The following is a 19931-nucleotide window of genomic DNA, read 5'->3' as shown; positions in this document are numbered from 1 at the left end:
CGACCGGAGTGCGAAGTTGGCCACTGGTACGGAACCTCATCTGAACAGCGGCGGAGTACGAACCGGTACGCGCGCCGCGATCGCCGCCCCGCATCTGCGGACCGACCGCTGGTGGCTGGCGCCCGCCGCCACCGCGGCCGGGTTGCTGGCCTTCGTCGTGTACTCGACCTGGCGGGCCTTCTCGGACGCGCACTACTACGCGGCGCCCTACGTCTCACCGTTCTACTCGCCGTGTCTGGCCGAGCGGTGCGGGACCATGCGCGCCGGGCCGAACGCGGATCTGTTCGGGAGCTGGTGGGCCATCTCCCCGGCGATCATCATCCTGATCTTCCCGCTCGGCTTCCGGCTGACCTGCTACTACTACCGCAAGGCCTACTACCGGGGCTTCTGGGCGAGCCCCCCGGCCTGCGCGGTCGCCGAGCCGCACAAGAAGTACACCGGCGAGACCCGTTTCCCGCTGATCCTCCAGAACATCCACCGGTACTTCTTCTACGCGGCCCTCGTCGTCGCCGGCATCCTCACGTACGACACCGTGCTCTCCTTCCGCGACGAGCACTACGCCTGGGGGCACATGGGCCTCGGCACGCTGGTGTTCCTGGTGAACATCACGCTGATCTGGGCGTACACCCTGTCCTGCCACTCCTGCCGGCACATCGTCGGCGGGAAGCTGAAGCACTTCTCCAAGCATCCCGTGCGCTACCGGATGTGGCAGTGGGTCGGAAAACTGAACGCCCGTCACATGCTGCTGGCCTGGGCCTCGTTGATCAGCGTGGCGGTGGCCGACTTCTACGTGTACCTCGTCGCTTCCGGCGCCTTCGACGATCCGCGCTTCTTCTAGATTGGGTGGAGCCCCCTGATGTCCGTGGTCGACCGACAGGAGTGGGACGTCGTCGTGGTCGGTGCCGGTGGCGCCGGACTGCGTGCCGCGATCGAGGCACGCGAGCGTGGCGCCCGTACGGCGGTGATCTGCAAGTCGTTGTTCGGCAAGGCCCACACGGTGATGGCCGAGGGCGGCATCGCCGCCGCCATGGGCAACGTGAACTCCGGCGACAACTGGCAGGTGCACTTCCGCGACACCATGCGCGGCGGCAAGTTCCTCAACCAGTGGCGGATGGCCGAACTGCACGCCCGCGAAGCGCCGGACCGGGTCTGGGAACTGGAGACCTGGGGCGCCCTCTTCGACCGGACGAAGGACGGGCGGATCTCGCAGCGCAACTTCGGCGGCCACGAGTATCCGCGGCTCGCCCACGTGGGCGACCGCACCGGACTCGAACTGATCCGCACGCTCCAGCAGAAGATCGTGTCCCTCCAGCAGGAGGACAAGAGGGAGACCGGCGACTACGAGTCCCGCCTGAAGATCTATCAGGAGTGCACCGTCACACGGATCCTGAAGGACGGGCAGCGGGTCTCCGGCACCTTCTGCTACGAGCGGGAGTCAGGGCGCTTCTTCGTCCTGGAGGCCCCCTCCGTGGTGATCGCCACCGGCGGCATCGGCAAGTCCTTCAAGGTGACCTCCAACTCGTGGGAGTACACGGGCGACGGGCACGCGCTGGCGCTGCTCGCCGGGGCACCGCTGCTGAACATGGAGTTCGTGCAGTTCCATCCCACGGGCATGGTCTGGCCGCCGTCGGTCAAGGGCATCCTCGTCACCGAGTCGGTACGCGGTGACGGCGGGGTGCTGCGCAACTCCGAGGGCAAGCGGTTCATGTTCGACTACATCCCCGACGTCTTCAAGGAGAAGTACGCGCAGTCGGAGGAGGAGGGCGACCGCTGGTACGAGGACCCGGACCACAACCGGCGTCCACCGGAGCTGCTGCCGCGCGACGAGGTGGCGCGGGCCATCAACTCCGAGGTGAAGGCGGGCCGCGGATCACCGCACGGCGGCGTCTTCCTCGACGTGTCGACCCGGATGCCCGCCGAGGTGATCAAACGCCGGCTGCCGTCCATGTACCACCAGTTCAAGGAGCTGGCCGACGTCGACATCACCGCCGAGGCGATGGAGGTCGGGCCCACCTGCCACTACGTCATGGGCGGCGTCGCGGTCGACTCGGACACGGCGGCGGCACGCGGGGTTCCCGGGCTGTTCGCGGCCGGCGAGGTCGCGGGCGGCATGCACGGCTCCAACCGGCTCGGCGGCAACTCCCTCTCCGACCTGCTGGTGTTCGGGCGGCGGGCCGGATGGCACGCGGCCGAGTACGCGACCGGCCTCACCGGGGAGGGCACCCGCCCGCCCGTGGACGACACCCAGGTGGACGAGGCCGCCGCGGAGGCGCTGCGGCCCTTCTCCGCCGAGGGACCCGAGTCCGTCCCCGCCGCGCCGGGCGGCGGCGCGCCGGCCGCCGCCTCGCGGCCGCCGGAGAACCCGTACACCCTGCACCAGGAGCTCCAGCAGGCCATGAACGACCTGGTGGGGATCATCCGCCGCGAGGCCGAGATGGAGCGGGCCCTGGAGAAGCTCGCCGAACTGCGGGTACGGGCGCGCCGGGCCGGGGTGGAGGGCCACCGTCAGTTCAACCCGGGCTGGCATCTCTCCCTCGATCTGCGGAACATGCTCCTGGTCAGCGAGTGTGTCGCCCGGGCGGCGCTGGAGCGCGTGGAGTCGCGTGGCGGCCACACCCGCGAGGACCACCCGGCGATGGAGCGTTCCTGGCGCCGGATCAACCTGCTGTGCCGGCTGACCGACCCCACCGGCGGGCCGGCCACCACCGACCCTGTGGCCGGACAGATCGAGCTGGTGAACGAGACCAGCCGGCCCATCCGTTCCGACCTGCTCGCCCTCTTCGAGAAGGAGGAGCTGGTCAAGTACCTCGCCGAAGAGGAGCTCTACGAGTGAGCAGCTACGAGGCCCGCTTCAAGGTGTGGCGCGGAGACGTGAAGGGCGGCGGCCTGGAGGACTTCGGGGTCGAGGTCAACGAGGGCGAGGTGGTGCTCGACATCATCCACCGGCTCCAGGCGACCCAGGTTCCCGACCTCGCCGTCCGCTGGAACTGCAAGGCGGGCAAGTGCGGTTCGTGCTCGGCGGAGATCAACGGCCGGCCGCGGCTGCTGTGCATGACGCGGATGTCGGTGTTCACCCGGGAGGAGACGATCACCGTCACCCCGCTGCGCGCCTTCCCGGTCGTCCGGGATCTGGTGACCGACGTCGGCTTCAACTACGACAAGGCGCGGGAGGTCCCCGCCTTCGTTCCGCCCGCCGGTGTCGGCCCCGGCGAGTACCGGATGATGCAGGAGGACGTCGACCGGTCGCAGGAGTTCCGCAAGTGCATCGAGTGCTTTCTGTGCCAGGACACCTGCCATGTGGTCCGTGACCACGAGGAGAACAAGCCCGCGTTCGCCGGACCGCGCTTCCTGATGCGGGTGGCGGAGCTGGACATGCACCCGCTGGACGCGGCCGCGGACTCCGGCCTGGACCGCAAGCGCACGGCCCAGGAGGAGCACGGTCTCGGCTACTGCAACATCACCAAGTGCTGCACCGAGGTCTGCCCGGAGGGCATCAAGATCACGGACAACGCGCTGATCCCCTTGAAGGAGCGGGCGGTCGACCGCAAGTACGACCCGCTCGTGTGGCTGGGATCGAAGATCGGCCGACGGCGGACGTAGACGGGGGCGCGGGCCGGGCATGGGCGAGGCGGCGCGCCGTCTCCGTCCCTGCCCGGCGTCACCGTCGTCCGGGGTCCGGCGGCACCGTCGTCCGGGGTCCCGCGTCACCGTCCATGCGTGCCCCGGCGCCACCGGCGCCCGGGGTCCGGCGGGACCACAGGACCCCGGCCCGGGCGCTGCGCCACCATCTGGACCACCAGACTCGCGATGAACAGGGCCATCCCGCCCAGGGCGTACGGCATCATCGCGGCGTCGGGTCCGCGGAGCGGTCCGAGGAACATGAACAGGGACCAGCCCACGGCGCCCGTCAGCGCACCCCATCCCCACAGCTTCGGGCGGACGACCCGGGGGCGCACCCACGGCGGGATCCAGTACCGCGTGAGGGCCGCTGTCCCTATCCCCGCCTGCGCCGCGACGATCAGCACGACGCCCCCGACGAAATACCCGTGCACAGAACCCACTCCTTCGCGTGCCGACAGGGACACGCGGCCTGATCATGACACGCGGAACGGCGGTGGTCACCCCCCTCGCGACGCCCTCCGCGATACCCCGTCCCACCGGTCCGCGCGTGCCGCGCGAGCTGCCGATCACGACCCCCGCGCCCCTCCCGTGCACCCCGCTACCTCCCGTACCCCAACTGCCACCAACTCCTCGTATACCGGTCGCGGAGGCGCTCGAACGGCCATACGCTCCCAAATGTGACGTCGCCCCTGAGCCGTAGCCGGTCGCGCCGGGTCCCGTCGCACATAGCCGTGCGGGTGGCGCATGCCGTGCTCGGGGGGCTGGTCGCGATGGGCTGGCTGGTGCTGCCGCTGGCGCGGGCGGGAGCGGAGGCCCCGGCGGTCCCGGCCGTCCCGGCGCGGGACGCGGGTGTCGCCGCTCCCCGGGCCGCGACCGCGCAGGACGGGACGACGACCGGCGATCTCGTACCACCCCTGGTCGCGGTCGGCGCCGCGGGCGCGCTGGCGGCGTACGGGTACGGGCGCCGCAGACGGCGGGCGGCGACCCGCACGACACCCGGCGGCACCCCCGAGGTCACCCCGCTGCCCGAACTCGACCTGCGGGCACGGCGGTTGCTCGTCGAGACCGACGACTGCGTACGCGTCGCCGCCGAGGAGCTCGCCCTCGCCGCGGACCGGGGCGACGCGGTGGAACCGTACGTGTACGAACTCAGGCACGCGGAAACCGGACTCGCCGCGGCCTTCCGGCTGCGGCAGCGCCTCGACGAGGAGGACACGGCCGGTGCGGACCCGGCCGAGGGCCAGGACGAGCGCCGGGACGTCCTGGAGGAGATCGTCGCCCGCTGTCAGGACGCCGGGCAGCGGCTGGACGCGGCGGCGCCGGGGTTCGACCAGATCCGGGCGCTGGAGCGCAACGCGGTGGCCGCCCTGGAGGCCGCGGAGACCCGCTTCCGGGACGTCGCCGCGCGCATCCGCGCCGCCGAGGCGACGATCACCGATCTGCACGAGCGATACGCTCCCGCCGCCTCGCTGTCCGTCGTCGGCGACGCCGAACAGGCCAAGGACCGGATCCTGTTCACCACCTCTCACCTCAACCAGGCACGGCAGTACGCGGACCGGGGCGACGGCGCGAAGGCGGCGGCCCATCTGCGGGCGGCGGAAGGCGCGTTGGCGCAGGCCTCCGCGCTGGCGGACGGCGTCGACCGGCTGGCCCGGGACCTGGACTCGGCCGCGGCCGGGCTGCCCGCGGCCGTCACGGCGGCGCAGTCCGAGTGGAACGCGGCCCGGAGTCTGCCGCCGGACGCCCGCGCCGGGCTCGTCGGCCGCCTGGGGCACGCCGAGGCGCTGCTCTCCGCGGTGCGTCACGAGACGGCGGCGGGGCCTCACGACCCACTGGACGCGCTGCGCCGGGTGACGGAGGCGGCCGCGAGCCTGGCGGGGGCGGTGGGCGGTGATGTTCCCGAGGGGACCGGCCACGCCCTGGTTCCCGCCCGCAGCGCGCTCGCCGGGGCCACGTGCTTCGTCGGTACGCACCGCGGGGCGGTGGGCAGCGAGGCGCGGACCCGGCTGGCAGAGGCGCGGCGGCTGCTCGGTCCGGGGTCCGTTCCCCTCGCCGAGGTGCTGCGGGCCGACGGTCTGGCCCGGGAGGCGCGACGGCTCGCCGAGCGGGATGTACGGGCGTACGGCAATCCCTCGGGCGGCCGCGGGGGCGCCGGAGCGGGCGGCGCGGTGCTCGGCGGGATCCTCCTGAGCGACGGCGAGGGCGGCCCGATGAGCTACGGCGGCCCGCGCACACGGGGCCGCCGGGGGGCCTTCTTCACCTGAGCCGAGGACAGAGGGGGCAGAGCCGAGAGCAGCGCCGCCCCGCTTGCAGCCTCACGGCTCCCGGGCTCCCGGCTCCCGGGCACTCAGCCCTGTGCCCCCAGCCTTCAGCCCTCAGCCCTCAGCCCTCAGAACAGGCTCAGCAGGGCTTCCGCCGGGTCGGTGAGGGTCGTCTGGCCGTCCGGCAGGGGGAGTTCGAACCACACGGTCTTCCCGCGCGGGGTCCGGCGGGAGCCCCACCCGGCGGAGAGGAGGCCGACGAGTTGCAGGCCCCGCCCGCCCTCGTCGGTGTCGCGGGCACGGCGGCGGCGCGGCTGGACGAGTCCGGCGTCCCAGACCTCGCAGACGAGGGTGCGGTCGAGGAGCAGCCGCAGCCTGATCTCGCCCTCGCCGTAGCGCAGGGCGTTCGTCACCAGCTCACTGACCAGCAGTTCCGTCGTGTCGACGAGCGGCTCCAGGTCCCAGGCGACCAGCTGGGTGCGGGTGTACTCACGGGCCCGCCCCACGCTGCGCGGCTCGCGCGGCAGGGTCCAGTCGCCGACGGACTCGGCGGGCAGTCCCTGGACACGTGCCATCAGCAGGGCGATGTCGTCCTCGCCGTGGTGGGTGTCGAGGGTGTTGAGGACGTGGTCGCAGACGTCCTCCAGCGGCCTGGAGGGATCGGTGAGGGCGCCGACGAACGCCTGGAGGCCCTCGTCGAGGGGGTGGTCGCGCGATTCGACCAGTCCATCCGTGTAGAGCGCCAACAGGGCGCCTTCGGGTAGTTCGACCTCCACCTCCTCGAAGGGCTCGCCGCCCACCCCGAGCGGCATCCCGGGCGGCACGTCGAGCATCAGCGCGGTCTCACCGGGCTCGACCAGCACGGGGGGCAGATGGCCGGCGTTGGCGAAGGTGCACCGGCGGGTCACGGAGTCGTAGACGGCGTACACGCAGGTCGCGAGGTACACCTCGGAGAGGTCGGCGTCGCGGGGCTGACGGGCCGTGCGGGTGGCCTGCTGGACCCCGCCGGGGGTGCCGAGGCCGCGCGCGATCTCGTCCAGCGCCGAGAGGACCTCGGCGGGTTCGAGGTCGAGCAGGGCCAAGGTGCGTACCGCGGTGCGCAGTTCACCCATCGCCACCGCGGCGCGCAGCCCGCGGCCCATCACGTCGCCCACCACGAGGGCCGTGCGGTGCCCCGGGAGTTCGATGACGTCGAACCAGTCGCCGCCGACCTCCGTCGCCGCGTTGCCCGGCAGATAGCGGCACGCGATGTCGAGTCCGGAGGCCTCGGGGTCCCCCGGAGGCAGCAGGGACCGTTGCAGGATGAGGGCGCGTTCGTGCTCGCGGCGGTACAGGCGCGCGTTGTCGATACAGACGGCCGCGCGGGCCGCCAGCTCCACGGCCAGGGCGCGGTCGCGTTCCCCGAACGGCTCGCTGCCCTTCGTACGGGAGAACTGGGCGAGTCCCACGACCGTGTCGTGGGCGACCATCGGGACCGCGAGCGTGGAATGGATGAGGCCGCCGTCCTCGGCGGGCACGTGCTGCGGCCGCGTGGTGCGCAGGGCGTCCGCGCAGGGCGAGTTGAACGGGTAGTGGTGGACCGCGCCGACGGCGACGGGCGCCGGGCCGCCGGCGAAGGGCGCGTCGGAGACGGCGCTGGCGAAGGCCACCCGGCGGAGTTCGGCGCTGCCGTCCACGAGTCCAGGCGGGGCCTCGTCGCCGGCCAGCAGTCCCTGGTACAGGTCGACCGTCGCGAGGTCGCAGAAGCCGGGGACCACGACGTCGAGGAGTTCGCGTGCGGTGGTCTCCAGGTCGAGGGAGTTGCCTATGCGGGCGCCCGCCTCGTTCAGCAGGGCGAGATTGCGTCGGGCGGCGGCCGCTTCGCGGGCGGCGGCGCGGCGGGAGGTGATGTCGGTTCCGAGCCAGGCGATGCCGATGGGCCGGCCGCTGCCGCTGTGCACCCGGTAGAGGTTGATGGACCAGTGGCGGCGCTCGTCGGAGCCCGGGACCTGCCCGGTGACGTGCATGTCCGTGATGGAGTCGCCGGTCTCCAGCACCCGGCGCAGTACCGCCGTCACCCGCTCCGCCTCCGCGTGCGGAAGATAGTCGTGGACGCCCTTGCCGCGGTGGTCGTCGACGCTGCCGCCGAAGATCGAGGCGAAGCGCTGGTTGGCGCGGCGGACCTGGAGGTCCGTGTCGATCAGCAGGAACCCGAAGGGAGATTGACCGAAAATCGCCTGCGAGGCGGCGAGGTCCGTCTCGATCGTCCGCAGGGTACGGACGTCCACCACGATGCATACGGCGGCCCGCTCACCGTGCTCGGTGGTCGTCGGCATCACGTAGACCTCGGCGAGGCCCTCCCTGCCGCCGAAGTCCTCGGCGCCGTCGCCGGTTTCCCCGGAGGGGGGCGTGCGGAAGGGCACCAGCCCGGTCCACTCGCGGCCGTCCAGGATCTCCGCCATCTTCCGCTGACCGAACTCCCGGCGGTCGGCGCTGACGAACGCCTCGATGGGATCCATGCCGACAGCCCGTTCCGCCGGGATGCCGAAGAGCTGCTCGGCGCGCAGACTCCACTGGTCGACGAGCCCGTCCGCGCCGATGGAGAAGGAGGCGGCCTTGATGTAGTCGTAGATCGAACCGGGCGGACTGCTCTGCCACATCGCGTCCCCCGGCACCTCGCCGGTCTCGCCGCTCCCGTCCGTGGACGGACCGGCCGCCGCGGCGTCCGACGCGTCGCCCGTGGTGCGGTCCGTGGCGCCGTCCGCGGCCTCGCCGGGAACCGTGCGCGCGCCATCGCCCGCCGCATCAGCCCTCGCGCCGTCCGACGGGTCCTCGGACTCCGTGGCCTTCGCTGGTATCTCGCTCACGCGAACCGTCCCCTCCAGCTCACCGCGTCCGGCACCGGTCACCGGGGGCGGCTGCCCGCAGTATCCAGCACTACGGCGCCGCACGACACGGTGTTCACGATCACAGCACGGTCCCGATGGTTTTTGGACCGGCCGCGACATACTCCCAGTCTTCTAACCAGGTGGCCCCCCGTCGAACCACACAACGCGACACCGGTCGGGAGCATGATCCGGCCGTATGCCGCGCGGGCGTCCCGCCCCGTGTGTCTCAGTCCGGCACGGTCAGCTCGAACCAGACCGTCTTGCCGGTGTCCGCGGGCCAGGTGCCCCAGCGTCTGCACGAGCCGGCCAGGAGCTGGAGGCCGCGACCGCTCTCGTCGGAGGTGTCGGCGGCCCGTTCGCGGGGCGGGTCGGGCAGCGGGTCGGAGACCTCGACGCGCAGAGCGCCCGGCACGTCCTCGGGACGGACGAGACGGACGCCGATCGGGCCCGTGGCGTGCCGGAGGGAGTTCGTCACCAGTTCGCTGACCAGGAGTGCGGTGATGTCGCCGAGGGATTCGAGATCCCATTCGCGGAGCTGTCCCCGGACGACGGAGCGGGCTGTGCGGACGGCACCGGGCTCCGCGGGAAAGGTCCACTCGGCGCAGTAGCCGTCAGTGTCGATCAAGCCGATCACTTCCCAGACCAGAAACCCACCCATGCCCGGTTTCGGGTGGTTAAGGGGCACATACCCGGTATCGGTGGAGCTTTACCGCGCCGAGGGCACACTATGGCGCGAACGGCGCACAAGCGGGCACCCGGTCGTCACACGTCCGGATCGAGCCACGGCAGTGCGCCCTTGACCGCCGGCACGTCCTGGTCCAGCCAGTCCACGTCCCAGATCTCCTCTGGGGTCAGCCAGCGCAGTTCGTCGTGGTCCTGGAGGGGCTCGGGTTCGGCCGAACCGGGCAGCAGCCGGACGGCCCACACCACCAGGACGTATCCCGGCTTCAGCGGCCACTCGCCGGGGACGCGCTCCAACGCCAGCGTGTCCACGCCGAGCTCCTCGCGCAGTTCGCGTACGAGGGCGTGCTCGGGGGTCTCGCCGGGCTCGACCTTGCCGCCCGGCAGCTCCCAGCGCCCGGCGAGGTCGGGGGGCGCACTGCGGCGGGCGGCGAGCAGGCGCCCGCCGCGCACCAGGGCGCCCGCGACCACCAGGATCCGTTCCGTCATGCGCCGGAGCCTACGGGAGCGCGAGGGGGCCGGGCTCCCGGTCGATCACCGGGTTCCGTTCGGCCCGATCCGCTCGACCCAGTAGAGCTGCTTGTGCCCGCGGTCGTCGAGGCTGTCCGCGATCTTCTCGGCCTCGGCGCGGGTCGCGTACCTGCCCACGCGATAGCGATTGCCGTTGTCGTCCTGCCGTATGACGAGCCAGGGAAGTGTGATCGTGCTGTCGTTCATAGAGCCCCTCCACTTCCCGCCCCGGGCCCCCGTCGAACCCCGCATTCCATCGAAACCGCAATACGCATATGCCCGAGCGTACGCCTTACCTTCACGCAGCGAACACGGGTTTACACAAAGAGGTACGCAACCGGCCAGTAAGGAACGGTGACCCGGGGGGCGCACGTCACCGAACGCGCCGCTCACGACTCCTCGCGCGCCCTCGAACAGGGCGAAGTCGTTCCCCGGTCCGGCCGTTGAGAAAGGCCAGATTCCAACCGGGTCCGCGGGCGCCCCCGTTGAGGCGCGGGCCCTCACGCCGACACGCGAGCCCACCAGGCCGCACCAGACCCGCGAGCGACGCCGGACGCGACGCCGGACGACATGCCGTACCGGAGTGACGCGCGGTCACTTCACCGGCAGGTGGTAGGCGATCCGGTAGCGGTCCGCCGGGACCACCACGTCCGCCGTCTCCACCGGCCGGCCCGAGGCGTAGAACGTGCGCTGGATGACGACGACCACATGTCCGGGCACGCCGCCCAGCGCCAGGAGTTCCTCGGCGAGGCCGGGGCGCGCGCCCACCTCCTCGGTGACGTTGTCCACGATCACGTCGATGGCCGCCATGCGCTCGACGACGCCCATGCCGCCGAGCGGGCCCTCCTCGGGGAGCATCACCGGCGTTCGCCCGGTCACGGCGAGCGGCTCCCAGGAGGTGGAGAGCATCATCGCCTCACCGCCGTCGCGGTAGACGTAGTTCGTGCACATCACGCGGTCGCCGGGCTGGATGGCCAGCCGCTCGGCGATCGCTCCGCTCGCCTCGACCTGCCGGCTGTGGGACTCCCAGGTGCCGCGCACCGCGAAGTCGGCCTGCTCCTGACGGAAGGGGGTGGCGCCGCTGTCCGGCCGGTATCCGGTGCGGGCGACGCGGCGCGGCACCGGCCGCTCGCGGACGTAGGTGCCCGAACCGGAGCGGCCCTCGACCAGTCCCTCGGCCATGAGCACCTTGCGCGCCTCCAGGGCGACCGTGTCCGAGACTCCGTACTCCTCGCGGATCCTGGCCTGCGAGGGAAGCCGGGTGTGCGGGGGCAGCGAGCCGTCGACGATCTTCTTGCGGAGATCACCCGCGACACGCAGGTACGCCGGCTGCTCACCGAAAGTCACTTAGCCGCTCCCATCAGGTTGTACAGACAGCAACAGCGTGGCAACCGTGGGTTGTGCCATGCAAGCAAAGGCCAGAGAATCACTCGATGTGATGACGTGAGCCCTTGAGGGCATTACGCAGGCGCTTTCTCCCCACTGTGGCTGTCGTCACACCTCGATTCCGGCACCGTCTTCGCCACCGCTACCGGTATCCCCGCCGTCGTCGTACTTCGGCGGGGTGGTGGCGAGCCCCAGAGCCTTGCGGGTGGTGACCGCCTTCTTGGGGTCGATGAGCTTCAGCGCCTTTTCGTAGTGCGCGGAGAAGGTGTCCGCGTCCGGCGCGTCCGCGGCCTTCGCCCACTCCTTCGCCGAGCGCTCCAGGTCCTTGGCCAGGGCGGCGACCGGCTTGGCCGCGCCCGACGCGAACCGGTGGGCGGGCAGCCCGTCCGCCTCCCACGCCAGCGCCTCCGAGACGTGGTCCGCCCACTCCTCGTAGCCGGGCAGGTCGTCCTCGATGTACTCGGCTTCCGGCATCGCGGCCAGCGCGTTGTCGATGGCCGCCGCCGAGCTCAGATAGGAATACTGGTCGGGGCCGAGCGTGAGCTGGTCGTTGCGCAGGGAGCCCGTCAGGCCGCCCTTCTCGTCGGCGTCCCCGAACAGGCAGCTCACCTCGCGGTCGCCGCGGCGCCAGCTCTGCGACGTCGGCGTGAAGGAGTACACGCCGACGTTCTCCGGGACGGCCCAGGAGTCCATCGCGTACGTGTTGCGGAGCAGGTAGCACCGCCCGTCGGCCTCGTCGGCGAGCGTGTCGTCCCCGGGGTAGTCGCCCTCATCCATCGTGAAGTCGGCGAACACCTCGGCGTCGTGCCCGCCCGAACACGGCACCTTGTCGACGTCGGTCGCCAGGCCCTTCAGCGATCCGCCCGGCGTGTCGAAGCACTCGCCCACCTCCAGCGAGAACGCGGAGTCCGCCGAGTCGCGGGCCCCTTCCTTGAAGCCCTCCCAGAAGGCGCGCGCTCCCCCGGTGGCGACCAGGAGCGCGAGCAGCACGACACCGACCGACGACAGCACCATTCCGGCCACCGCCATGCCCTTGCCGCGCTCGCCGCGCTTCTTGATCTGGACGAGCGCCACGATCCCGAGGACCAGCCCGACGGCGGGCAGGAAGCAGAGGACACCGAGGACCAGCGCCGCGATCGCGAGCCCGTTGAAGGGAACGGGCCGGTTGTACGGCGAGTAGCCCTGCCCCCAGGGCTGATACGGGCCCGCGTACGGTCCCTGCTGGTACGGCCCCTGCTGGTACGGCCCCTGCGGGAAGGGTTCCTGGGGGAGCGGCGCGTGCGGATACGGAGGCGTCCCCGGCGGCGGGTACGGTCCCTCGGGCTGCTGCGGGCCGGGCGGCGGGGGTATGGCCACGGTTTCCCTTGCTCCTCATCCATCCGCGACGGAACGCGCGTACGACTGTCGAACGACTGGGCGCATCGTAAGCGCGGCACGGACGAAATCCGGACGGGGGCTGCCCGGACGGCCGCCGGGGCACGCCCGCCCAGGAAGGCGCGGAGCCTCAAGTCCCCCGGCCTCGCGTCTAACCTGCACCCATGACTGCACTGCCGGACTGCTTCTGCCCGACGGACGGCACGCGTGTACCCGCCGGCTCGCTCGCCTGGTGCTGCCCGGTCTGCCGGGGTCCGCTCGACCTGGACTTCGCGCCGACGCCGGCTCCCCTCGCGTCCCTCACCGGCCGGGTGAACTCGATGTGGCGGTACGCGGAGTGCCTGCCGCTGGCCGCGCCCACGGTCAGCCTCGGCGAGGGCCGCACTCCCCTGGTCCCCCTGGGCGAAGGCGTCCTCGCCAAGCTCGACTTCCTGATGCCGACGCTGTCGTTCAAGGACCGCGGGGCCGTGCTGCTGGCCGAGCTGGCGCTGCGACTCGGACCCCGGCAGGTGCTCGCGGACAGCAGCGGCAACGCGGGCACGGCCGTCGCCGCGTACTGCGCCCGGGCCGGACTGCCGTGCACCGTGTACGTCCCCGAGGGCACCTCCGCCAAGAAGCTGGAGCAGATCGAGGCCCACGGGGCACGGCTGCGGGTGGTCGAGGGCGACCGCGAGGCGACGGCACGCGCGGCGCGCGAGGCGGCCGACGAGGACGGCGTGTTCTATGCCTCGCACGTCTTCAACCCGTACTTCCTGCACGGCACGAAGACGTACGTCCACGAACTCTGGGAGGACCTCGGCGGACGTCTGCCGGACGTCCTCGTGCTGCCCGTCGGCAACGGCACGCTGCTCCTGGGCGCCGCCCTCGCGGTGGCCGAACTGCACGCGGCCGGGCTGATCGACAGGAGGCCCGCCCTGTACGCCGTCCAGGCCGCCGCGGTCGCCCCGCTGGCCCGGGCGTGGTCCGAGGGGGCCGACGACCTCGTCGGCGTCACGCCGACGGCGCCCACGTTCGCCGAGGGCATCGCGATCCCGCACCCGCTGCGGGCCCGCCAGATCCTGAGCGCGGTCCGCGCCTCCGGGGGCGCCTTCCTGACCGTGACGGAGGACCAGATCCGCCACGCGCAGTCGGATCTCGCCGGGCGCGGGCTGTACGTGGAGTCGACGGGCGTGGCCTGCTGGGCGGCGGTCCGTGAGGGCGCCCTCGGCCGACGGGAGGCCGTCGTGCCGCTGTGCGGTGCCGGCGCGAAGACGGGCATGGCGCACGCCTGATCCCGGGCCGCGCGCCCGCCGGCGTCCCGTGCCGGCGACCCGGCGGGGGCGGCTCCGCGCGGCCTCACACGGCGACGCCCAGACGGGCCTGCTCCTCCTCGACGATCCGGCGCGCCAGCTCGGTGTCCGACACGTCGACCGCGTCCGGTGTGGCTTCCGCGACGGCGCTGCGGCGGGCGTAGGCGTCGAAGAGGCGGGTCTTGCTCTCCAGCATCTTGACCATGCGTTCGTCCACGCCCCCGGTGGCGAGGAGACGGTGCACACGCACCGGCCTGACCTGGCCCATACGGTGTGCCCGGGCCACCGCCTGGTGTTCGATGGTCGGCTTGATCTGGGGTTCGCAGATGACGACGACGGAGGCGGCCTGCATGTTGAGGCCGATACCCGCCGCCTGGATCTGTGCCAGGAGCACCGCGGGGCCCTGGACGGCGGCGAAGTCGTCCACGATCTGCTGCCGCCGCCCGGCCGGGACGCTTCCCGTGAGCGGACCGAACAGAGGTGTGCGGCCGGCGGCTCCCGCGGTGAGCTCGTCCTTCACCACGCTCAGTACGTCCTTGAAGTTGGAGAAGACCACCGTCTTCTGCCCGTTCTCGGCGGCCTCCTGGACAATCTGCCGGAGCCGGTCCAGCTTGGCCGACTTCTCGGGGCGCGAGTACGCGGCCCTGCGCATCGCCATGAAGTTGCCCGCGCGCACGGCTTCCCGGTAGGCCTCCTCGTCCGACGCGCTCAGTTCCTCCCACTCGTCGGTCTGCTGAAGACTGGGGAGTTCCGTCAGCACGTCCTCCTGGTTGCGTCGCAGGTAGACCGGGGCCACGGCCTTGCGGAAGGCGACCGATCCGGCCAGCGCGTGCCGTTCGCCCAGGGAGTCCGCGACATCGCCGTCGAGCATCCGGACCAGGTCGCGGAACTCCGCGACCCTGTTCTCCATCGGGGTTCCGGTCATGAACAGGGCACGCCCGCAACGCTCCGCCCACAGGGCGACCGCCTGGGACCGTTTGGCCTTCGGGTTCTTCACGAAGTGCGCCTCGTCGACCACGAGCAGCCCGACCTCTCCGCCGCCCGGCGCGGGAAAGCCGCGCAGGGCGTCGAACGTGGTCACCGCGACCCCGCCCCGTTCCTTCCAGTCGGCCAGCGCGTAGTGCCGGTCGGGGCCGTGGAGCACCGCGACCCTGAGCGCGCTGCGGGCCTCGATCTCCCGTGTCCAGTTCACGAGGACACTCGCCGGACAGACGACCATGAAGTGGTTCTGCCCCTGGGCGGCCAGGTGCGCCAGCACGGCGATCGCCTGGACGGTCTTCCCGAGGCCCATCTCGTCGCCGAGTATCACCTTGCGCTGCGCGAGGGCGAACCGCGCCCCGAACGCCTGGTAGCCGCGCAGGGAGACGCGCCGGTGCGCGTCGTCCAGCTGCTGGGTCCGTACCCGCTCGGCGATCTCGTCCGGCAGGAACCCTTCGGCGGCGGCCGAGTCCGGCAGCCGGTGGGAGATCTCGGCCAGCAGGCTGTAGTACTCGGCGGAGCGGAGCTCGAAGTCCACCCAGGCCGCCAGGTCGGACGAGGCCCCCCGGAGCAGGTCCACCGATGCCTGGGCGAGCAGCCCGGGCAGGCCCGCCCGCTCCGCCTCGTCCACCAGCGACCGGATCTCGGTGACCGCGGCCAGCGCGCGGCTCTTCTTCTCCCGGCCCGTCAGAAGCATCCGGAACCGTCCGGTGGCCGGTCTGGCGTCGGCGAGTGACGGGCCGAGCCGCTCCGACAGGACGGTGGCCCGGTCGACCGCGCGGCGGGCGTCCGGGCCGGCCTCCACCAGTACGTGCAAGGCCATCACGAGCGCGGTGGTGCCCGGATCAGGCCGGTCCACGTCGATGTGGACGGCCACGCTCTCCCGCACGGCCTCGGCGAGCCGGCCGGCGGCGGCGAGCATCTGATCGACGGTCCGCTGCCCCACACCGGGAATCTGGCGCAGCCTGTAGGGGCCCGCCTTGAGAACGCTGCCCACCGTGCGCAGTCTGTTCTTCTCGACGTTCCCCAGCCGGAGCCGCCCCTCGGTGACGTCCTGCAGCCGGGCGACGGGGATGGCGTCGAGCTCCCGCTCGACCGCCTCGTCGTGGATCGGCTTCAGCGCCGCCCGTACGGCCTCCACCGCCCGTGCGTGGTCATCGACCACGGCCTGCGCCGCCTCGTACAGCCGCGCGCCCCCGGCGACCGTGTCCCTCTCGCCACGCCCCACGTCTCCGCCCCTCCTCGCCCTGCCCGCATCCTCCCATCGCGCGCCGGTGGCGAGCGCGGGATGCCGGCCCGCCCCCGGAGAACGGCGAAGGGGCCGGACTCGACGAAGTCCGGCCCCCTCCGCACCGCCCCGTTCGGCCTGTCGGCCGGCGCGCAGCGGGTGCACGGCTACACGTTGAAGCGGAATGCTTGACGCCCGATCCTGACCTGCGGCGGAGCTCCGCGCAGGGCCCTGAACTGGGACTTCCTCGTTGGCAGGCGTTGGCACCCGACAGCCGCTTACGGGTGTCCAGCGGACTGGCTGCGGACTGGCTGAGTACGCCGAGGCAGAGAAATCCATGGCACACCGGCGGGAACTGCAACGAGACTGCGCGGGTGAGCGACTCCTACCCCTGTCCCTGCTGCGGGCACCGCGTGCTGGACGCGATGCCCGGCTCGTACGAGATCTGCCCCGTCTGCTTCTGGGAGGACGACGGGGTCCAGTTCCGCTGGCCGACCATGGGCGGCGGCGCGAACAAGGTCTCCCTGATCGAGGCCCAGCGCAACTACCAGGACTTCGGGGCCTGCGACCGACACGGCCGGCAGTACGTCCGCCCGCCGGCCGCGGACGAGCCGCTCGACCCCGCCTGGCGCCCCATCGATCTGACGCGCGACTCCTTCGAGGACTGGGCAGCCGAGGACCGCACCCCGTGGCCCGATGACCGCTCGGTGCTCTGCTGGTGGCTGCCCACTTTCTGGCGCCGGGACCACCCATGACCACTCACATCGAGAGACTCATCCAGCAGCTCAACGACTCAACCGGCCCGTCGTACGACGCCCGCGCAGAACTGATCGGCATCGGCTCCGACGCCATCCCCGCCATCATCGACGGACTGCCCTCCCTCGGCGGCTTCGGGCAGTTGACCGCCATCGAGGTCTTCGAGGAGGTGGGCGATCCACACTGCGGTCCCGCCCTCATCGGGCTGCTGAAAAGCGACAACCCGACCGTCCGGGAATGGGCGGCCATGGCCTTGGCAAGCCTGGATGTCGACGGTGCAGTCGAGCCCCTGCGCCGCGCCTATCGCGCCTGCCTGGAACGGGCGACGCCACCGGACTGGAGCGAGCCCGACGGCATCCGCTGGGCCCTGACCGAACTCGGCGCACGCAGCCCTGTCGTCCCGCCGCTCACCGCGCGCCTACGAGCCACCGCTGAGGACGACGCCCCCGGCTGGCCCTCGACCCATGTCACCGAGATCATCAACGACCTGGCCGACCACGCCCAGGTGATCCTCTGCTCCCAGTTCTGGCGGGTGGGCGCCGACGGCACATACGGCGTCTCCGGCACCGGCCTGGACTGGGAACTCGACTGGACCGCGCCCTGGGAGCACCTGGTCGAAGAATCCCGCACCTGGTCCCTGCTGGAAGCCTCCGAAGCCCCCGCTGGCGACAACATCTTCGTCGCCCCCACCTGGATCGACCGTACCGACCTATACCCGGAGAGGTGACCGATGCCGTTCCAGCACCCCGAGGAGATCGGCTACGGCTACGTAATCGAGCGCTATGTGACGAGGAGGACTCCGACCATCCGCGCTACCTCGAACTGAACAGCGCGCGCGTCCTGCGGCCGGGGTGGCCGCACGCCAAACGCTTCGCCCGCCACCTGATCGAGGACGCCGCCACTGTTTCCGAGCGGCCCTGCATAGTGAAGCCACCGCTTGACGTCAGTACCGAGCGATGACCTGTCGCCGGTCCGCGCCCAGGAGGTCCTCCAGCGCCTGGACGCCAGCCGGCGGTAACGGTGGCTCGCATTCTGGATCTGCGGTTACGAGGCTGTACCTGGCGAAACCCGCAGCCTCGACGTAGTCGAGGTCCCGACCCCTCTCGCCATGTCCCCGCATACTGCCACCGCTGCCCCCGGCACCGGCCGGGGCCCGCCGACATTGTGTACACATGGCACACTCGGTACCCTTGAAGCATGACTCAGCCGCTGCCCATAGAGTCCATCCGCGACGTACGCGCTCACTTGGCCGAAGTCGTCGAACGGGCCGACCGTGACGACGTGCCCACTGTCATCACCCGTCGCGGCAAGCAGGTCGCCGCCGTGGTCTCGATCGACGTGCTGCGCAAGTACCAGGAGTGGGAGGAGCGCGAGATCAACCGCATCATCGACGAGCGCATGGCGGGCCCGGCCGTCGGCGTCCCGATCGAGGACGTGATGAGGGAGACGCTGGCACGCAGTGAGTGACTACCGCACGGTGTTCCGGCCCGAGGCCCAGGCCGAGCTGCGCAAGGTCCCGCGTGACATGGCGCTTCGCATCCTGGCCAAACTGACAGAGCTGGAGAGCGATCCCTTCGGCTTCAACACCACACCACTCGTATCCCAGCCTGAGCGCCGCCGCCTTCGGGTCGGCGACTACCGTGTCGTCTACACGATCGACAACGGGGAGCTGGTGGTGTGGGTCGTACACGTCGGACACCGCTCCAAGGTCTACGACACGTAGCTGCTCCAGGTTCTGCGGACAGCTGCGGACCACACAACGGCCTGACCTGCTTTCTCGCAGGTCAGGCCGTTTGTCCACGTCCAATCAGACGTTGAAGCGGAACTCCACCACGTCCCCGTCCTGCATGACGTAGTCCTTGCCCTCCATACGGGCCTTGCCCTTGGCGCGGGCCTCGGCGACCGAGCCGGTCTCGACCAGGTCGGCGAAGGAGATGACCTCGGCCTTGATGAAGCCCTTCTGGAAGTCGGTGTGGATGACACCGGCGGCCTCGGGGGCGGTGGCGCCCTTCTTGATGGTCCAGGCGCGGGATTCCTTGGGGCCTGCCGTCAGATAGGTCTGAAGGCCCAGGGTGTTGAAGCCGACGCGGGCGAGGGTCGCCATGCCGGGCTCCTGGACGCCGACCGACTCCAGGAGTTCCTTCGCGTCCTCCTCGTCGAGCTCGGCGAGGTCCGCCTCGAGCTTGGCGTTGAGGAAGATCGCCTCGGCGGGAGCGACCAGGGCGCGCTGCTCGGCCTTGAAGTCGTCGTCGACCAGCTCGTCCTCGTCGACGTTGAAGACGTACAGGAACGGCTTGGTGGTGAGCAGGTGCAGGTCGTGCAGCAGCTCCTCGTTGCCGGAGCCCTGGACGATGCCCGCGGAGAACAGGGTGTCGCCCTTCTCCAGGATCGCCTGCGCCGCCTCGACCGCCGCGACCTTCGGGCCGATGTCCTTCTTGATGCGCGACTCCCGCTGGAGGCGCGGCAGGACCTTCTCGATCGTCTGGAGGTCCGCGAGGATCAGCTCGGTGTTGATCGTCTCGATGTCGTCCTTGGGCGAGACCTTGCCGTCGACGTGCACGACGTTCTCGTCCTTGAAGGCGCGGATGACCTGGCAGATCGCGTCCGACTCGCGGATGTTCGCGAGGAACTTGTTGCCGAGGCCCTCGCCCTCCGAGGCACCCTTCACGATGCCCGCGATGTCGACGAAGTCGACGGTCGCCGGGAGGATCTTCTGCGAGGAGAAGATCTCGGCCAGCTTGGTGAGACGGGCGTCCGGGACGCCGACCACACCGACGTTCGGCTCGATCGTGGCGAACGGGTAGTTGGCCGCGAGCACGTCGTTCTTGGTCAGGGCGTTGAACATGGTCGACTTGCCGACATTGGGCAGACCGACGATTCCGATCGTGAGCGACACGTGGCGACTTCCCGTACGAGAGGATGGGCGAAGGGCCCTCCAGAAGAGCGGGCCGATCCACCAGTCTACGGCGTGGCCCGGCCC

General features: G+C 71.3%; 18 protein-coding genes. 9 read left to right on the top strand and 9 right to left on the bottom strand.

The features are described from left to right. Positions 1–16: 16 nt before the first annotated feature. Genes ACF07B_RS35315 through ACF07B_RS35305 form a run of 3 tightly spaced genes read left to right on the top strand, consistent with a single transcriptional unit; the run spans position 17 to position 3600 of the window. Entirely contained in the window at positions 17–838 is an 822-nt protein-coding gene (locus ACF07B_RS35315) for a hypothetical protein (RefSeq protein ID WP_392181913.1), read from the top strand. A gap of 18 nt (positions 839–856) precedes the next feature. After that, a complete protein-coding gene (locus ACF07B_RS35310; RefSeq protein WP_392181912.1) occupies positions 857–2833 on the top strand; it encodes a fumarate reductase/succinate dehydrogenase flavoprotein subunit in 1977 nt (658 codons plus the stop codon). Continuing rightward, positions 2830–3600: a succinate dehydrogenase/fumarate reductase iron-sulfur subunit gene (locus ACF07B_RS35305; RefSeq protein ID WP_369482821.1), complete on the top strand. Its 771-nt coding sequence runs from the start codon at positions 2830–2832 to the stop codon at positions 3598–3600. Before ACF07B_RS35310 ends, ACF07B_RS35305 begins: the two co-directional genes overlap by 4 nt. Positions 3601–3704: 104 nt before the next feature. Here the strand turns inward: ACF07B_RS35305 and ACF07B_RS35300 are convergent, their stop codons facing one another. Beyond that, a complete protein-coding gene (locus ACF07B_RS35300; protein ID WP_392181911.1) occupies positions 3705–4052 on the bottom strand; it encodes a hypothetical protein in 348 nt (115 codons plus the stop codon). 246 nt (positions 4053–4298) lie between these two features. Here ACF07B_RS35300 and ACF07B_RS35295 point away from each other — a divergent pair, with 246 nt between their 5' ends. Next, positions 4299–5885 (top strand): hypothetical protein, encoded by a 1587-nt coding sequence (locus tag ACF07B_RS35295; protein WP_392181910.1) that lies wholly within the window; start codon positions 4299–4301, stop codon positions 5883–5885. A gap of 125 nt (positions 5886–6010) precedes the next feature. Here the strand turns inward: ACF07B_RS35295 and ACF07B_RS35290 are convergent, their stop codons facing one another. The 6 genes from ACF07B_RS35290 to ACF07B_RS35265 all read right to left on the bottom strand — a co-directional run bounded on the left by ACF07B_RS35290 (position 6011) and on the right by ACF07B_RS35265 (position 12682). Beyond that, on the bottom strand, positions 6011–8728 hold the full coding sequence (locus ACF07B_RS35290; RefSeq protein ID WP_392181909.1) for a SpoIIE family protein phosphatase: 2718 nt from the start codon (positions 8726–8728) through the stop codon (positions 6011–6013). Positions 8729–8975: 247 nt separating this feature from the next. Beyond that, on the bottom strand, positions 8976–9407 hold the full coding sequence (locus ACF07B_RS35285; RefSeq protein ID WP_351859016.1) for an ATP-binding protein: 432 nt from the start codon (positions 9405–9407) through the stop codon (positions 8976–8978). Positions 9408–9511: 104 nt separating this feature from the next. Next, complete coding sequence (locus tag ACF07B_RS35280) at positions 9512–9919, bottom strand: (deoxy)nucleoside triphosphate pyrophosphohydrolase (protein WP_369482817.1); 408 nt, start codon at positions 9917–9919, stop codon at positions 9512–9514. Between the two features lie 45 nt (positions 9920–9964). Continuing rightward, positions 9965–10147 (bottom strand): SPOR domain-containing protein, encoded by a 183-nt coding sequence (locus ACF07B_RS35275; protein WP_362397027.1) that lies wholly within the window; start codon positions 10145–10147, stop codon positions 9965–9967. Positions 10148–10534: 387 nt separating this feature from the next. Next, positions 10535–11287 carry a GntR family transcriptional regulator gene (locus ACF07B_RS35270; protein ID WP_362397030.1) on the bottom strand — a complete coding sequence of 251 codons (753 nt, stop codon included), beginning with the start codon at positions 11285–11287 and terminating at the stop codon, positions 10535–10537. A 147-nt stretch (positions 11288–11434) separates the two neighbouring features. After that, positions 11435–12682 (bottom strand): DUF4190 domain-containing protein, encoded by a 1248-nt coding sequence (locus ACF07B_RS35265; protein ID WP_369482815.1) that lies wholly within the window; start codon positions 12680–12682, stop codon positions 11435–11437. 182 nt (positions 12683–12864) lie between these two features. Between ACF07B_RS35265 and ACF07B_RS35260 the strand changes: the two genes are divergently transcribed. Further along, positions 12865–13971: a threonine synthase gene (locus tag ACF07B_RS35260; protein ID WP_392181908.1), complete on the top strand. Its 1107-nt coding sequence runs from the start codon at positions 12865–12867 to the stop codon at positions 13969–13971. A gap of 64 nt (positions 13972–14035) precedes the next feature. Here the strand turns inward: ACF07B_RS35260 and ACF07B_RS35255 are convergent, their stop codons facing one another. Next, positions 14036–16195, bottom strand: a complete 2160-nt coding sequence (locus tag ACF07B_RS35255; protein WP_392181907.1) for a DEAD/DEAH box helicase — start codon at positions 16193–16195, stop codon at positions 14036–14038. A gap of 374 nt (positions 16196–16569) precedes the next feature. On the opposite strand from ACF07B_RS35255, the gene ACF07B_RS35250 reads away from it, so the two are divergent. The 4 genes from ACF07B_RS35250 (at position 16570) to ACF07B_RS35235 (ending at position 18674) form a co-directional block, all read left to right on the top strand. Beyond that, positions 16570–16950 (top strand): CPCC family cysteine-rich protein, encoded by a 381-nt coding sequence (locus tag ACF07B_RS35250; RefSeq protein ID WP_369482812.1) that lies wholly within the window; start codon positions 16570–16572, stop codon positions 16948–16950. Further along, on the top strand, positions 16947–17678 hold the full coding sequence (locus tag ACF07B_RS35245; RefSeq protein ID WP_369482811.1) for a HEAT repeat domain-containing protein: 732 nt from the start codon (positions 16947–16949) through the stop codon (positions 17676–17678). Before ACF07B_RS35250 ends, ACF07B_RS35245 begins: the two co-directional genes overlap by 4 nt. A gap of 470 nt (positions 17679–18148) precedes the next feature. Beyond that, on the top strand, positions 18149–18418 hold the full coding sequence (locus ACF07B_RS35240; RefSeq protein WP_392181906.1) for a type II toxin-antitoxin system Phd/YefM family antitoxin: 270 nt from the start codon (positions 18149–18151) through the stop codon (positions 18416–18418). After that, positions 18411–18674 carry a type II toxin-antitoxin system RelE/ParE family toxin gene (locus ACF07B_RS35235; protein WP_356781123.1) on the top strand — a complete coding sequence of 88 codons (264 nt, stop codon included), beginning with the start codon at positions 18411–18413 and terminating at the stop codon, positions 18672–18674. Before ACF07B_RS35240 ends, ACF07B_RS35235 begins: the two co-directional genes overlap by 8 nt. Before the next feature lie 84 nt (positions 18675–18758). Here the strand turns inward: ACF07B_RS35235 and ychF are convergent, their stop codons facing one another. Continuing rightward, positions 18759–19847, bottom strand: coding sequence for a redox-regulated ATPase YchF (ychF, locus tag ACF07B_RS35230; RefSeq protein ID WP_362397040.1), 1089 nt, complete (start codon positions 19845–19847; stop codon positions 18759–18761). Positions 19848–19931: the final 84 nt, after the last annotated feature.

Origin of the sequence: Streptomyces sp. NPDC015532 (genome assembly GCF_043078065.1) — a bacterium.
In the GTDB taxonomy this organism is placed as follows: Bacteria; Actinomycetota; Actinomycetes; order Streptomycetales; family Streptomycetaceae; genus Streptomyces.
Note: the sequence above shows the minus strand (reverse complement) of the source record. Positions and strands in the feature narration are given on the sequence as shown.

What these genes read in the sequence shown, in the direction of transcription:
- ACF07B_RS35310 (WP_392181912.1), top strand. Translation starts at nt 857, where the DNA reads ATGTCCGTGGTCGACCGACAGGAGTGGGACGTCGTCGTGGTCGGTGCC.
- ACF07B_RS35285 (WP_351859016.1), bottom strand. Translation starts at nt 9,407, where the DNA reads ATGGGTGGGTTTCTGGTCTGGGAAGTGATCGGCTTGATCGACACTGAC.
- ACF07B_RS35280 (WP_369482817.1), bottom strand. Translation starts at nt 9,919, where the DNA reads ATGACGGAACGGATCCTGGTGGTCGCGGGCGCCCTGGTGCGCGGCGGG.
- ACF07B_RS35275 (WP_362397027.1), bottom strand. Translation starts at nt 10,147, where the DNA reads ATGAACGACAGCACGATCACACTTCCCTGGCTCGTCATACGGCAGGAC.
- ACF07B_RS35260 (WP_392181908.1), top strand. Translation starts at nt 12,865, where the DNA reads ATGACTGCACTGCCGGACTGCTTCTGCCCGACGGACGGCACGCGTGTA.
- ACF07B_RS35245 (WP_369482811.1), top strand. Translation starts at nt 16,947, where the DNA reads ATGACCACTCACATCGAGAGACTCATCCAGCAGCTCAACGACTCAACC.
- ACF07B_RS35240 (WP_392181906.1), top strand. Translation starts at nt 18,149, where the DNA reads ATGACTCAGCCGCTGCCCATAGAGTCCATCCGCGACGTACGCGCTCAC.